Here is a 14,221-nt window from a genome sequence, read left to right as displayed (position 1 = left end):
GTCACCGCCTTTCACCAGTGGTACTTCTCACCGCGGTTGATCTTGAACGCGCGGTAGATCTGCTCGACGAGCAGCAGGCGCACCATCTGGTGCGTGAAGGTCATCGGGGAGAAACTGATGCGCACGTCAGCTTTTGCGCGCACTTCCTTCGAGAGACCGAAGGCCCCGCCGATCAGGAAGGTGATGCTGCTCCTGCCGCGCAGGCCGAGCGCATTGATTTCCTCGGCGAGCTGCTCGGAGGACTTGAGCGCGCCGTAGACGTCGAGCACATAGAGGTAGCTGCCGCCCGGCACGAGCTTCAGAAGCTTCTCGCCCTCTCGCGCGAGCACCTGCTCCTTCTCCGCAGGCGACGGATCCTCTGGCATCTTCTCCTCGTGTATCTCGCGGATCTCCACCTGTGCATATGGCTTGAGCCGCTTGAGGAACTCTGCGATGCCGACACTCAAATACTTCTCCTTGATCTTGCCGGCGCAGACAATCGTTATCTTCATGTTATCTCTTCTTATCCTGCGGCATCTCGTCGAGCGTGACGTCGACCGTGCGCTCATGGTCGTTGCGGTCGATTGTCAGCGTGATGGTGTCGCCAACCTTGTGGGCACTGACCTTGGCGCGCAGGTCCGAGACGCTGTTGACCTCCTCGCCGTCTGCCTTGAGGATGATGTCGCCGCGCTGCAGCCCTGCCTTGTCACTCGGGCCGCCGAGCACGAGCTTGAAGATATAGACGCCCTTATCGATGTCGAGCGAGTAGCCGAAGCGGGCTGCCGTCTCGGGGTCAAAGACCGAGACGCCGAGATACGGGCGCGCGACGTAGCCCTTGTCCATGAGCTCCTTGATGACGGACTGGACCGTATTGCTTGGGATGGCAAAGCCCATGCCCTCGACGCCGCTGGCCGCGAGCTTGACGCTGTTGATGCCGATGACCTCACCGTCGGCGTTGACGAGAGCACCGCCCGAATTGCCGGGGTTGATGGCCGCATCCGTCTGCAGCAGCTTGACGCGGCTGTCACTGTTGTCAAGCGTGCGGTTGAGCGCGCTGACCACGCCGCTCGTCACGCTGCCCTTGAACTCGAGGCCCATCGGGTTGCCGATGGCGATGGCGGGCTCGCCGACGACGATCTGGTCGGAGTCGGCGAATTCAGCCGTCGGCAGGTCCTTGGCGTCAATCTTGACAACGGCAAGGTCCGTGACCTCATCGGCGCCGATGACCTTGCCGCGCATCGTGCGGCCGTCAGACAGCGAGACGATGAGCTCCTTGGCGCCGTTGATGACGTGGTTGTTGGTGACGATGTAACCGTCGCTCTTGAAGATGACGCCCGAGCCGACGCCCTCCGTCTCGACGGGATTGTCGAACCAGTCGCGGGCAACGGCCTTGTTGGTGATGCCGACGACAGCCGGGCCGACCATCTTGGCCGCGCGCACGGCAGGCGTGTTGCGCGCGCTCGAGATGTTCTCCGTCGCAGCCTGCGCGGCGGTCTGGGCGGCAGACTGCTCGGCAGCGCTCGAGACGGCCGAGCTGCCGGCAAACGAGATGGCCGAAGCGGCAAATGCCGCGGCTACGAGCAGGGCGATGCGTTTATGGTTCTGATGGCCAAGTTTCGAAACAATGCTCTTCATTTTGAGATTCCTCCGTTACCATGTTGTGCAATATGCGATCTATGATGATGCCTCAGTGAAGGCGGACGGTCCTGTCCTGCGCCGTCATGCAGATGGGGATATCGAGGCCCTGGCGGTGCAGGATTTCCTCCACCGTGTTCTCTGCAAGCTCCGGCGTGTTGTTCTTCTCCGAGAGATGGGCGAGAAAGACGTGCGCAGGGCGCTTCTTCATGCGTACGAGCGCCCAGGCGGCATCGGCGTTGGCCAGGTGGCCGCGGTTCGACAGGATGCGCCGCTTGAGCGGCCACGGGTAGTCGCCGTGCTTGAGCACCTCGGGGTCGTGATTGGCCTCGAGGACGAGCACGTCGGCCCCGTCGATGGCCTCCTGCACACTCGCGGTCACGAAGCCGAGGTCCGTCGCGAGCGTGCAGCGCGAGGAGCCCGTGATGCGGTAGCCCACCGGGTCCGCCGCATCGTGCGGGATGTTGAACGGGGCAATCGTCAAATCCCCGATGCGAAAGGCTCCCTCGATGGCGTGGAAGCGCTCGGCGGGGATGGCGCTGCGGCAGCTCATGTGCTCGATGGTCGCGCGCCGCGTGAAAATCGGCAGCTCATACCACTTCGAGAGCGTCACGAGGCCCGCGATGTGATCGCGGTGCTCGTGCGTGATGAGCACACCGTCGAGCGTGGAGGCGTCAACACCTTCTGCCGCCAGCCCCTTCTTGATGCGCGTCGCGCTGATGCCCGCGTCGATCAGGAGACGCACGCCGTCCATTTCCACATAGACGGCATTGCCCCTGCTGCCGCTGGCGAGTACCGATACCTGCATGTCTCTTCCCCTATCTTAGATCAAAATCCTGTAAACGGCCTGCAATCGCTAGCAGGCCAATTCTTATTATACACTATCACGGATAGAAAGGGTAGCAATGGGAGACTACTGCCTGCCGATGCAGAGCAAGTGTGTTATACTGGATTATACTGATTCTGGAACCTAGAGAAAGAGGTGTTTCCATGCTGGAAAAAGACATATATCCGCTGATTGCGTCTGAGCTCAAGGCACAGACGCACCAGGTCGAGGCGGCGGCCAAGCTGCTCGACGAGGGCAATACCGTGCCGTTCATCGCGCGCTACCGCAAGGAGGCGACGGGGTCGCTCGAGGACGAGCAGCTGCGCGAGCTCGAAGAGCGCCTCGCCTACCTGCGCGGCCTCGTCAAGCGCCAGGAAGAAGTCCTTGCCAAGATTGAGGAGCAGGGCAAGCTGACAGACGAGCTGCGCCAGTCCATCGAGAAGACGCGCAAGCTGCAGGAACTCGAAGACCTCTACCTGCCCTACAAGCAGAAGAAGCGCACGCGCGCGCAGATTGCCCGCGAACGCGGCCTCGAGCCACTGGCGAACCGCATGCTGCTCGCCAGCGACCAGCAGGGCAGTCCGGAGGCGATTGCGGCCACCTTCTGCGGGGAAGACAAGGGTGTCAAAACTGCCGAGGACGCCCTGCAGGGCGCGCGGGACATCGTCGCAGAGACCGTCATGGAGGAGGCAAAGGTCCGCCAGTCCATGCGCGAGCACATCGCGCGGACGGGCAGCCTGCAGACGGAGCTTGCCAAAGACGCCCCTGAGGAGAGCTGCCAGATCTTCCACATGTACGAGTCGTACGAGGAGCCTGTCCACCGCCTGCCGCCGCACCGCATCCTCGCCATCAACCGCGGCGAAAAGCTCGGCTGCCTCAAGGTCACGCTGCTGACAGACCACGAGGCGAACTGCCAGCGCATCGAGCGCCAGCTGCACCGCCCGAAGTCCATCTGGTCGGAGCACCTGCAGCTCGCCATTGAGGACGGCTACAAGCGCCTGCTGCTTCCTTCCCTGACACGCGAGATCCGCGCAGAGCTGACGGAGAAGGCCGAGAAGCACGCCATCCACCTCTTCGGCGTCAACCTGCGCCAACTGCTGCTGCAGGCGCCGCTCGCCGGGCACACGGTCATGGGCCTAGATCCCGGCTACCGCAACGGCTGCAAGATGGCTGTCGTCGATCCGACAGGCCGCGTGCTCGACTACGGCGTCCTGCAGATCACGCAGAGCGACCGCGCGCGCAAGGCGGCTGCCGAGACAGTCCTGCGCTCCATCAAGGAGAACGGCGTGACCCTGCTCTCGATCGGCAACGGCACGGCCTCGTACGAGACGGAGCAGTTCGCCGCCGCGCTCATCCGCGACAACAAGCTCAGGGATGTCCACTACCTCATCACCAACGAGGCCGGCGCCTCTGTCTACTCGGCCTCCAAGCTCGCCAAGGAAGAACTGCCCGAGTACGACGTCGTCATCCGCGGCGCCGTCTCCATCGCGCGCCGCGTGCAAGACCCGCTGGCCGAGCTCGTCAAGATCGACCCGCAGGCCATCGGTGTCGGCCAGTACCAGCACGACGTCAACCAGAAGGAACTCGCGAGCACGCTCGACGCGACGATCGAGGCGGCCGTCAACCACGTCGGCGTCGACCTCAACACGGCCTCTGCCGCCCTGCTGCGCCACATCGCCGGCATCAATGCAACAACAGCCAAGAACATCATCGCCTACCGCAACGAGCACGGCGTCTTCACGAGCCGGCGCGAGCTCTTGAAAGTCCCGCGCCTCGGTCCGGCGGCCTTCACACAGTGCGCAGGCTTCCTGCGCATCCACGGCGGCAAGTCGCCGCTCGACAACACGCCCGTCCATCCCGAGTCGTACGCGCTTGCCGAGAAAATCCTGCAGAAGCTCGGCTTTGCGCTCAAGGATCTCAACGATCCCGATAAGCTCACCATCATGAAAGCCAAGCGCCGCCTCTTAGATGAGCGCCGCGAGCGCGAGCTCGCCGCATCTCTTCAGGCCGGCCTGCCGACGGTCCACGACATCCTCGACGCCCTCGCGAGCCCAGGGCGCGACCCGCGCGCCGACCTGCCGGCCCCGCTGACGCGCCAGGCCATCGTCAAGCTCTCCGACCTCAAGCCGGGCACCATCCTGCGCGGCACCGTCCGCAACATCACGGACTTCGGTGCCTTCGTCGACATCGGCCTGCACGACGACGGCCTCATCCACATCTCTGAGCTCTCGAAGCGGCGCGTCAAGCACCCGCTCGAAGTCGTCTCCATCGGCCAGGTCCTGCGCGTCATGGTCATCAGCGTCGACGAGAAGCGCGGCCGCATCGGCCTCTCCCTCAAGCAGGTGCCACAGGAGGCGAGCGTATGAATCTGTTGCAAGACCGCCTCGCCGGCCTCTCCCTCGAAGATGTCCTGACCCGGATAGAGGCCCCGGGCCATGCGATCTCGCGCGAGGCGCGCCCGCTCCTCGATGCGTACCTCGCGAGCATGGGAGCTACGGCAGAGGACCTCGGCCAGCTCGCGCCCCTCTTCCTGCGCTGGCTCGACATCAGCGGCACGATAGACCCTAAGCCGCCGCGCAAGGCCGTCGTCATCTGCTGCGCCGACCACGGCGTCGCGGCGGAGGGCGTCAGCGCCTACCCGCAGGAGACGACGCTCGAGATGATTCGCAACTACACAGTGCGCCAGGGCGGTGCGGCCAACGCCTTTGCCGCCTACGCCGGCGCCCACCTCCTCATCGACGACATGGGCATCGCCGCCGACACGGGCGACCTGCCGGGCCTCTTCCTGACGCGCATCGCCAGCGGCACGAGAAACATGGCCAAAGGCCCCGCCATGACGCGTGAGCAGGCCGCTGACTCCATCAAGGTCGGCCTGGTCATCGCGAAGTCCCTGGCCGAGCAGGGCTTCGACTGGTTCCTGCCCGGCGAGATGGGCATCGCCAACACGACGGCGAGCGCCGCAATCGCCGCTGTCTGCTGCCAGGAATCGCCCGAGGAAGTCACGGGCCGCGGCACGAATATCTCCGACGCGCGCCTCCAGAAGAAAGTCGAGGTCGTGCGCCGCGCCCTGCAGGTCAATCGGCCCGACCCAGACGACGCCATCGACATCCTCGCCAAGGTCGGCGGCTTCGAGTTCGGCTGCATGGCCGGCCTCATCCTCGGCGCAGCGCTCCACCGAAAGCTCGTCATATTAGACGGCGCCAACTGCGGCGCGGCCGCCCTGCTCGCCCAGAAGCTCGCTCCGGCCTCCATCGCCTACACGATGGCCTCACACCTCGGCTCCGAGAAGTCCCACCGCTTCATGCTCGAATCGCTCGGGCTCCAACCCATCCTTCACCTCGACCTGCGCCTCGGCGAGGCCATCGGCTCCTCCATCGCGAGCAACATCCTCGAGGGCATGATCGCCAGCTGGCAGGCGCTTCTCCGAGAGAAGTCAGGCACTGACAGCCCTGCCAGCGACCACTGCGAGATGCGCGAAGAAGAAGTGAAGCTGACCGACAAGACCTTTGACTTCTACCTCACGACGATGCCCACGCCCGACAGGGAAGCCATGGAATCCTGCAAGCTGCGCATCGACAACCTGACGAAGCCAGTTGACAGCCTCGGCTGCCTCGAGCAGATTGCCGCAGAGCTGGCCGGCTGCTCGGGCAATGAGCGCCCTGATATCGAGACGAGCCGCATGGCCATGATCTGCTTCACAGCGCAGGACTCTGTGCCGCCCGCTATGGAAGAGACGATGGCCGCGCAGGCAGACCTGATCGGCGCGCGTCTCGCCATCGCCCAGCTGTCCCCGGGCAAGCGCGCAGCGGCCGCCTTTGACTTCGGACGCGAGGAGGGCGAGCGCTATGCCGTCATGAACGAGGTCATCGCCCTCTCGGCCACCGACGGCGAGGGCGAGCCTTGCGGCGCGATGAGCAGCGCCCTGCGCCAAGCGCTGCTGACCGAAAGCGGCGCGCTGCGCTTCAGAGGCGACGACTTCCTCGGCCATGTTCCCCCGCGCTATCAGGGCATCGTCTCTTCGCTGCTCGGCGCGATGATCGCTGCCGCCCACAACGGCGCCATGATCGTGCTCGACAGCGAGGCCGTGCAGATTGTCGCGCGCTACGCCGCGAAGATTGTGCCCGAGCTGCGCAGTTTCCTGCTGCCCGTCGAGCCCCCACTCACCGGCATCGGCGCGCAGCTGCCGGGCCTGACAGCCGCCTGCGGCCTCCAGATTGTCAGGGCCTCACTCTTCATGCTCAACGAGATGAAGACCTTCGACGAAGTCAATGTCTCGACCGCGAGCGACGGCCCCGGCGCCAAGCGCCAGCACCGCTGAGCCCCTTCATCAAGAGAATCCAGATACAAGAAAAGCTATGGCCTCGTGCATCTGCACCGCCATAGCTTTTCTTGTATAGGACCGTATCTTCAGAAGCCCAGCTCTTCTTTATGTGCCTGCATGCCGTCGATGCAGCACTGCATGACCTCGCCTGCCTCCATGCCGAGCATCTCGAAGCCCTGCTTGATGATGTCACGGCTGCACTTCGCGGCGAAGCGCTTGTCCTTGAATTTCTTCTTAAGGCTCTTGACCGCCATGCCATCGAGGCCTTCGGGGCGCATGAGCGCGTAGGCCTGCACGATGCCCGTAAGCTCATCGACCGCAAAGAGGCTCTTCTCCATGTCCGTCTCCGGCTTCACTTCCTGCGTCGTGATGCCGTAGCCATGCGAGATGATGGCGCGGATGTCCTCTTCAGGCACGCCCTCCGGCTCCAGGAGCTCGCGGACGTGCAGGCAGTGCTCATCCGGGTACTTCTCGTAGTCGACATCGTGGAGATAACCGACGGCCTCCCAGTGCTCCTTGTCGGCGCTGAAGTGGTCTGCCATCGCGCCCATGGCAGCGCTGACCGCCGCCGCATGCGTGAAGAGATGCGCCTCCGTCGTGTGCTTTGCCAATATCTGTCTTGCCTGTTCCAGTGTCAATTCGCTCATGAGAAAACCTCCATCTGTAAGTTGCTGTACTTCCTATTGTAACCATCTGTCCGCGAACATGCAACCATTTCGCCCGCCCGACTTATCCACATTGTGCACAGACTTTCCTGTGGATACTGTGGATAAATCGTTACCATGCGCAATATGCATCGTTGCTGCTCCCCAGATGCTGTGGATAACCTTGTGGAACAAAAAAGAGGGGCTGAAATCCCCTCTCTTCATCCGATACAGTCAGCACGTATGGCACTTATCGTACAGGCCGTGCTCCTTGAGTGTCTTGACGACCGTCTCACCGATGTGGGCGACCGTGTCGGCCACATCGATGCCGACCGCGTGGAGTGCCTCGATCTTGTCGGCAGCCGTGCCCTTGCCGCCTGAGATGATGGCACCGGCATGACCCATGCGCTTGCCCGGAGGCGCCTGACGGCCGGCGATGAAGGCCGCAACCGGCTTATCCGGCATGTTCTGTGCGATCCACTTTGCCGCGTCTTCCTCGGCCGTGCCGCCAATCTCGCCAATCATGAGTACAGCGAGCGTCTCGGGATCTTCCTTGAAGAGCTTCAGCGCATCGATGAAGTCCGTGCCCTTGACGGGGTCACCGCCGATGCCGATGGCCGTTGTCTGGCCGATGCCAGCGGCCGTTAGCTGGAACGTTGCCTCATACGTCAGCGTGCCCGAGCGGGAAATGACGCCGACATGGCCCTTGCGGTGGATGTAGCCCGGGATGATGCCGAGCTTGCACTCATCGGCCGTCAGGATGCCCGGGCAGTTCGGCCCGATGAGCTGCGTCCTGTGACCTTCCATGTAGCGGCGCACTTTGATCATGTCCTGGACAGGGATGTGCTCTGAGATGCAGACGACGACTTCGAGGTCGGCATCGACGGCCTCCATGATGGAGTCCGCCGCAAAGCGTGCCGGCACATAGATGACAGAGGCCGTGGCCCCCGTCGCCTCGACGGCCTCGCGCACCGTATTGAAGACGGGCACGCCACAGGCGACCTGGCCGCCCTTGCCCGGCGTCACGCCGCCCACGATCTTCGTGCCGTAGTCGAGCATCTGCTGCGTGTGGAACGCCGCTGCCTTGCCCGTGATGCCCTGAACGATGACCTTTGTGTCTTTATGAACTAAGATTCCCATCTTGCGACCTCCTCATGCTCTCTCGTCGGCTTCTCGGACGAGCCGGACAATCGTTTCGGCGCCGCCCTCCATCGTCGGGGCCATGATGACGTTGGCGATCGGCGTATCCTGGAGGATCTCGCGGCCGCGCTCCACATTCGTGCCCTCGAGGCGCACGACGACGGGGACCGGCAGGGAACGGCCGTCCTCAGAGATCATCTTGGCCGCGTCGACAATGCCCTCCGCGACGAGGTCGCACTTGTTGATGCCGCCGAAGATATTGACGAAGATACCCTTGGCCTGGCCGCCGTCGAGCATGATGCGGAAGGCCTCCGCGATCTTCTCCGGCGTCGAGTCGCCGCCGACATCGAGGAAGTTCGCCGGCTCGCCGCCATAGTACTTGATGATGTCGACCGTGGCCATCGCCAGGCCCGCGCCATTGACCATGCAGGCGACGTCGCCGCCGAGGTTGACGTAATTGAGGCCGGCCTTGGCCGCGCGGCGCTCCTTCGGGTCCTCCTCCGTCTCATCGCGCAGCTCTTCGATGTCCGGATGGCGGAAGAGCGCACTGTCGTCGAAGTTGAGCTTGGCGTCGAGTGCCATGACATCGTCATCTTCGGTGACAACGAGCGGATTGATCTCCGCGAGGCTGCAGTCCTTGCCGACAAAGGCCCGGTAGAGGTTCATCATGAGCTTCGTGACCTTGCGAACGGCATCGTGCGGGAAGTGCATCCCGTAGGCCATGCGGCTCGCCTGGAACGGCAGCAGTCCGACGGCCGGGTCGATGTACTCCTTGAGGATCTTGTCCGGCATCTCAGCGGCGACCTTCTCGATCTCCATGCCGCCCTCCTCCGAGCCCATCATGACGATGCGCGCCGTCTGGCGGTCGATGACGAAAGAGAGATAGTATTCCCTCTTGATGGCCGCTCCGGCCTCGATGAGCAGGCGGTTGACGCGCTTGCCGGCAGGGCCCGTCTGATGCGTGACGAGGACCTTGCCGAGGAGCTCCTCCGCCGCTTTCTCGACGGCTTCAAGCGAGTGGACAACCTTGACGCCGCCCGCCTTGCCGCGGCCGCCCGCATGGATCTGCGCCTTGACGACGACGACATCCGTGCCGAGCTCTCTCGCATTCTCCACGGCCTCCTCAACAGAGAACGCCGGCTTGCCCTCAGGGACATTGACGCCGTACGAGCGCAGGATAGCCTTGCTCTGGTATTCGTGGATATTCATATGCTATCTCCTATTCCTGTTCGCTGTGATACGCCTCGAGTTTCTCGGCTGCTTCATGCAGCATGTCCTGCGTGACCTTGTAAGGCATGATGCGCACATCCTGCTTCTTCTCGGTCGCGCGGAAGACGCGCTGGATTTCCGTCTCGCTCGCACCTGTCGCCTTGCGGCTGGTCGGCAGTCCGATGCTCTGGCAGAAGGCGTAGAAACGCCGGAACTCCTCTTCCTGCCCGTCACAGAGCAGCAGGAGCAGGATGCCGTAGGCGACGAGGCCGCCGTGCTGGCGGCACTGCTCCGAAGTCGGCAGGTCCGAGAGCTCCACGAAGAGCTGGTGCGCGATGTGACCGTTGAATTCCGGTGCGGCGAAATTCGAGACGAGGCCACTCGTCATGACGATGGAAAGGATGACCTCTTCAAACGCGGGGCTGACGACATGGCGGCGGTTATCTGCCACGGCCTGTTCGCCGTACGCGTAGAGCGGGTCCACGCACATGCGCGAGAGTGCGATGCCCATGCCGTCGCGGTGCTGGAGCTTGCGGCCGCGCGAGGCAATCGACGCCTCGTAGTACTTGGCCATCGTATCGACGATGCCGCGCAGCAGGTACTCGACGGGTGCCTGTGCCATGATGCGGCTGCAAAGGAATACGTGGATTGGTGGGATGTTCGAATACAGGTAATTCTGGAACTTGCCGTCCTCTGTGTAGATCGTCGCGATGCTGGCCGCTGCCGCGCAGCTACCGGCGACCGTCGGGAACGTGAAGTACGGCTTGTGCTGGCGGTGCGCCACGGCCTTGGCCGTGTCGATGGCCTTGCCGCCGCCCACGGCGAAGATCATATCGGCCTCCTCAACGGCCGAATCCTCGCTGATGCGCTCGATGTTCGCAAGCGAACTCTGCCCACCAGCATGGATGAAGCCCGTGAACTCAAGGCCCACGCCCTCGACGGCGCGCACCATCTTCTCCTGAGCCGCCTCGATGCCGCGGCGGCCGCCGATGACGACAACACTCTTGCCGTAGCGCGGGCAGATCTCGCGGATCTTCTCATACGCCTCGACGCCGATCGTGTAATCTGGAAAAATCATCGTGTAGCGATCATTCATCTCTATTCCCCCTTCCCGGGATGAGTTGCTCAACGCTCAGTCCTTCTGGCCGAGAACGTAGACCGTCTGTGCCTTCCACGTATCGCCCTTCTTGAGGATCGGCTGCGGGAAGTTCGGATTGGCAAAGGCATTCGGGAAGTACTGCGTCTCGAGGCAGAAGCCCGTGCGGCGCTGGAACTCGACGCCATCCTTGCCCGGCAGGCCACCGTTCAAGAAGTTGCCCGTGTAGAACTGGACACCCGGCTGCGTCGTGTAGCAGGTCAGCGTGAAGCCCGACTGGTCCGACTCCGCATAAGCCGCCTTCTTGAGGCCGCCGCCTACATAGTCGATCGGGCAGCTCGGATCGGAGCCGAACATGCCCGTCTTCATCTCGACGACCGGCTTCTCGTCGCGGATGACCCAGTTGTGGTCGTAGCCCTTGCCCATGACGAGCTCATCGAAATCATCGTCGATGTGTTCGCCGATGCGCGTCGGCTGGCGCAGGTCCATCGGCGTGCCGGCGACATCGAGGATGCGGCCGTCCGGCAGGGATTCTGCATCGGCCCAGGTGTACTTGTCGGCAAAGATCTGGATTTTCTGGTTGAGCACCGGGCCCGAAGCGAAGCCGTTGAGGTTGAAGTAAGCGTGGTTCGTGAGATTGCAGACCGTGTCGGCATCCGAGACGGCCTCGTAGCGGATCGAGAGCTCATTGTCGTTCGACAGCGAGTAGAGCACGTGTACCGTCATATTGCCGGGGTAGCCGCCCTCACCATCGGCTGCGTGATAGGTGAACTTCACGCCCTGATCCGTCTCCTCCGCCGTCCAGAGTTTCTGATGGAAGCCTTGGAAGCCGCCGTGGATGTGGTTCTGGTCGTGCGAGCCCGTATTGAGGTCGAGCTGATACGTCTTGCCGTCAATCGTCACCTTGCCGCTGGCAATGCGGTTGGCATGGCGGCCGACGAGGCCGCCCATGCTCGTATCATCCTTCTCATAGGATGCGCCGTCCGCGTAGCCGAGCACGATATCCGTGCGCTCGTGATCCTTCCCGAAGGCACTCCATGCCACGAGCCTTGCCCCGTACGTCGTGACCTTGACTTCCGTCCCCTTTGTATTGCACAGCGTGTAGAGCTCGACCTCTCTGCCATCGCTCAGCTTGCCAAACGATTCCTTTTTGATTGTAGCCATGAAGCATACCTCCCGAAATAAATTGATATCGCCGAATTGATAATGATTTCGGACAATTTCATACGACTCTACTTTACTATTTCTGCATCTTTTTGTCAAATTCCTGTTCGCACCAAACCATTTTATGGGACTTCGTTCCTTTTATCTCGTTCGAATTAAACAAATTTCCTCAAGTATGCTATAATTATGCTGTCATGCAATCCCGCATTTATGCGAGGGGATTGCCGCTATCTTATACTTTTTGAGGGGGAATCACGATGAAAGAGAAGAACGCCTTTATCTTCTTCAACTGCGATGAGGAGAAGAGCCAGAAATCCATGAATGTATTCTACAACAAAGAGATTTTCCGCGATCTGAAGGTCTCCCGCAAGGCTCTCTTTGCCAAGATTGAAGAGGAGCTCGCTTCCGGGCGCATCCATGCCAAAGAAGAGGACATCCCGGCCATCCGCGATGCCATCCTGAACGGCAACCCGACGGATGCCAGCTCGTACATCCAGTACGGCACGATCCTTTCCTTTCCGATTGTCTGAGCACTTCATCGCATCAGGACCGCTCGGTCCGGAACGCAAAAAGCGTCACTCCCACATGGAAGTGACGCTTTTTTGTTGCAATCTTATACAGGGACCTCACTGAGGTGATTGACGATGGTATCGGCCAGGGAGAGGTCCTGCTCCCCAGAGTGGGGGCTGCGGAAGCCGATGCAGTGCATGCCCGCGCGCTTTGCGGCGAGCACACCGGCCGCCGTGTCCTCGAGGACGAAGCAGTCCTTGGGCACCACGCCGAGGCGCTCAGCGCTCAGGAGGTAGATGGCCGGATCCGGCTTGCTCTTCGGCAGTGTACTGCCCGAGAGGACCGACTGGAAGTACGGCCGTATCTTGAACGCATCGAGCACTGTATCCATGACGCGCTCCCACGATGATGTCGCCAATGCCAGAGGGATGCCCTCGTCATAGAGATGGCGGATAAGCTCTACAGCGCCTTCAATCGGCTCGATCGTGCCGCTCTGCAGCACCTCGAGATAGTGTTCGTGCTTGTAGCGCACGAGATCCTCTACCTGAAGATCATGGCGGCCTTCCTTCGCGATGACCTCGCCAAAAATCTCATTGCTCGTCCTGCCCATGTAGTGGATGAGGTCCGCCTCCTCAAACGGCAGGCCGAAGTGATGGAATGTATCCATCTTCACACGCGAATGAATGGGCTCGCTGTCGATGATGACGCCATCCATGTCAAAGATAAATGCTGCCGGCTTCAAGTTCATTCCCCCTTGCTGTTGTCTCTCCATCCATTACGTTATATTTATTATAAACACCAAATAATGATATTCGTATTTTTAATAAATTTCGCTGTTCACTCTTTCTCGCATCAGGCACAGTCGGAGCCGCGGCGAGCGCTCATCGAAAGAGTTACTACAGCTGGGCGTAACGCTACACCCTCTATCCCGTCTGCGTTCACATTCGGGAATACTTTTCGCATGATCTGGTAGGCACCATTGACATCGGCATTGATTTTCCGGCCATCACTTGTCCTGAACAGGCCGCGATGAACACGGCGCGATTTGTCATAGCAGGCTTTGACCGGTGCCTCGTCATCCAAGAAGGAAGTGCCACTCGTATAGCTCTCCTCAGTCAGCACAACCTTCATGCCGATTGACTCGGCCTTGTACTGGAGCATCTGGATGAAGCGGGCGAAAGGCAGCTGCACAAAGCTCTGGTTGAGCTTGTGGCCGAGGTTCGCTTCCTGTTTCCAGCCCTTGTTCTTGCCGATGACCAGTACCGACACGTCCTGCCCCGCGCACAAGTCAATGACCTTGCGACTCGCTTTGTGCAGGTAATCCTCGACCTTGCGGTCCCGCTTCACTGTGAGCCGCGCGATTCGCTTAGATGAATGGCGTCCATTCATCCGCTCACAGATGCTTCTGCGCTTGGCCATCTGCTTGTTGTAGTACTGGTTGACCGACTTGAGCGGCGTCCCCTTGAGCAGGACAGGTCGCTCGCCTGTGTTCCAGGCCAGTGCCGCGAGATTGTTGACGCCAATGTCGATGGCAGCGTATCTTCCATTGTCCGCTTTCTCCTCGACCTCTGGAATCTCATAGACGAGTTCCAGATCGATTTCCCCGCCATGCGGGATGATGCGTGCCTGCTTGAACACAGCATCGGGCTGACTAGAGAAGATGGCCTTTACCGTGAATCCTTGAAAGACTCTTGGAA

At 61.5% G+C, this 14,221-nt stretch carries 13 protein-coding genes; 3 read left to right on the top strand and 10 right to left on the bottom strand.

The annotated features are described in order from the left end of the window. Positions 1–11: 11 nt before the first annotated feature. The 3 genes from rlmH to B2X55_RS00055 are packed head-to-tail and all read right to left on the bottom strand — an operon-like array spanning position 12 to position 2,422. Entirely contained in the window at positions 12–491 is a 480-nt protein-coding gene (gene rlmH, locus B2X55_RS00065) for a 23S rRNA (pseudouridine(1915)-N(3))-methyltransferase RlmH (RefSeq protein WP_286820366.1), read from the bottom strand. A 1-nt stretch (position 492) separates the two neighbouring features. Next, a complete protein-coding gene (locus B2X55_RS00060; protein WP_286820365.1) occupies positions 493–1,614 on the bottom strand; it encodes a S1C family serine protease in 1,122 nt (373 codons plus the stop codon). 52 nt (positions 1,615–1,666) lie between these two features. Beyond that, a complete protein-coding gene (locus B2X55_RS00055; RefSeq protein ID WP_286820364.1) occupies positions 1,667–2,422 on the bottom strand; it encodes an MBL fold metallo-hydrolase in 756 nt (251 codons plus the stop codon). A gap of 182 nt (positions 2,423–2,604) precedes the next feature. Between B2X55_RS00055 and B2X55_RS00050 the strand changes: the two genes are divergently transcribed. Then, positions 2,605–4,806: a Tex family protein gene (locus B2X55_RS00050; RefSeq protein WP_286820362.1), complete on the top strand. Its 2,202-nt coding sequence runs from the start codon at positions 2,605–2,607 to the stop codon at positions 4,804–4,806. Further along, complete coding sequence (gene cobT, locus B2X55_RS00045; protein ID WP_286820360.1) at positions 4,803–6,758, top strand: nicotinate-nucleotide--dimethylbenzimidazole phosphoribosyltransferase; 1,956 nt, start codon at positions 4,803–4,805, stop codon at positions 6,756–6,758. Before B2X55_RS00050 ends, cobT begins: the two co-directional genes overlap by 4 nt. Positions 6,759–6,847: 89 nt before the next feature. On the opposite strand, the gene B2X55_RS00040 is transcribed toward cobT, so the two are convergent. The 5 genes from B2X55_RS00040 to B2X55_RS00020 all read right to left on the bottom strand — a co-directional run bounded on the left by B2X55_RS00040 (position 6,848) and on the right by B2X55_RS00020 (position 12,014). Further along, positions 6,848–7,408 carry an HD domain-containing protein gene (locus tag B2X55_RS00040; protein ID WP_286820358.1) on the bottom strand — a complete coding sequence of 187 codons (561 nt, stop codon included), beginning with the start codon at positions 7,406–7,408 and terminating at the stop codon, positions 6,848–6,850. A 231-nt stretch (positions 7,409–7,639) separates the two neighbouring features. Next, the gene (gene sucD, locus B2X55_RS00035; RefSeq protein ID WP_286820356.1) at positions 7,640–8,545 is read right to left on the bottom strand and encodes a succinate--CoA ligase subunit alpha; all 906 of its coding nucleotides are present in this window, start codon (positions 8,543–8,545) and stop codon (positions 7,640–7,642) included. 12 nt (positions 8,546–8,557) lie between these two features. Continuing rightward, a complete protein-coding gene (sucC, locus tag B2X55_RS00030; RefSeq protein WP_286820355.1) occupies positions 8,558–9,754 on the bottom strand; it encodes an ADP-forming succinate--CoA ligase subunit beta in 1,197 nt (398 codons plus the stop codon). 10 nt (positions 9,755–9,764) lie between these two features. Continuing rightward, positions 9,765–10,850 (bottom strand): iron-containing alcohol dehydrogenase family protein, encoded by a 1,086-nt coding sequence (locus B2X55_RS00025; protein WP_286820354.1) that lies wholly within the window; start codon positions 10,848–10,850, stop codon positions 9,765–9,767. 36 nt (positions 10,851–10,886) lie between these two features. Continuing rightward, positions 10,887–12,014 (bottom strand): aldose epimerase family protein, encoded by a 1,128-nt coding sequence (locus B2X55_RS00020; protein WP_286820353.1) that lies wholly within the window; start codon positions 12,012–12,014, stop codon positions 10,887–10,889. Positions 12,015–12,271: 257 nt separating this feature from the next. Here B2X55_RS00020 and B2X55_RS00015 point away from each other — a divergent pair, with 257 nt between their 5' ends. Further along, entirely contained in the window at positions 12,272–12,544 is a 273-nt protein-coding gene (locus tag B2X55_RS00015) for a hypothetical protein (RefSeq protein ID WP_226867978.1), read from the top strand. 83 nt (positions 12,545–12,627) lie between these two features. On the opposite strand, the gene B2X55_RS00010 is transcribed toward B2X55_RS00015, so the two are convergent. Continuing rightward, the gene (locus B2X55_RS00010; RefSeq protein WP_286820352.1) at positions 12,628–13,272 is read right to left on the bottom strand and encodes an HAD family hydrolase; all 645 of its coding nucleotides are present in this window, start codon (positions 13,270–13,272) and stop codon (positions 12,628–12,630) included. Between the two features lie 104 nt (positions 13,273–13,376). Beyond that, a partial coding sequence (locus B2X55_RS00005) for an RNA-guided endonuclease InsQ/TnpB family protein (protein WP_286820350.1) occupies positions 13,377–14,221 on the bottom strand: 845 nt, incomplete at its 5' end.

Source organism: Mitsuokella sp. UBA4253, from assembly GCF_002395285.1.
Classification (GTDB): domain Bacteria; phylum Bacillota; class Negativicutes; order Selenomonadales; family Selenomonadaceae; genus Mitsuokella; species Mitsuokella jalaludinii.
The sequence above is the reverse complement of the archived record's forward strand: the minus strand, read 5'-3'. Positions and strand labels throughout refer to the sequence as shown.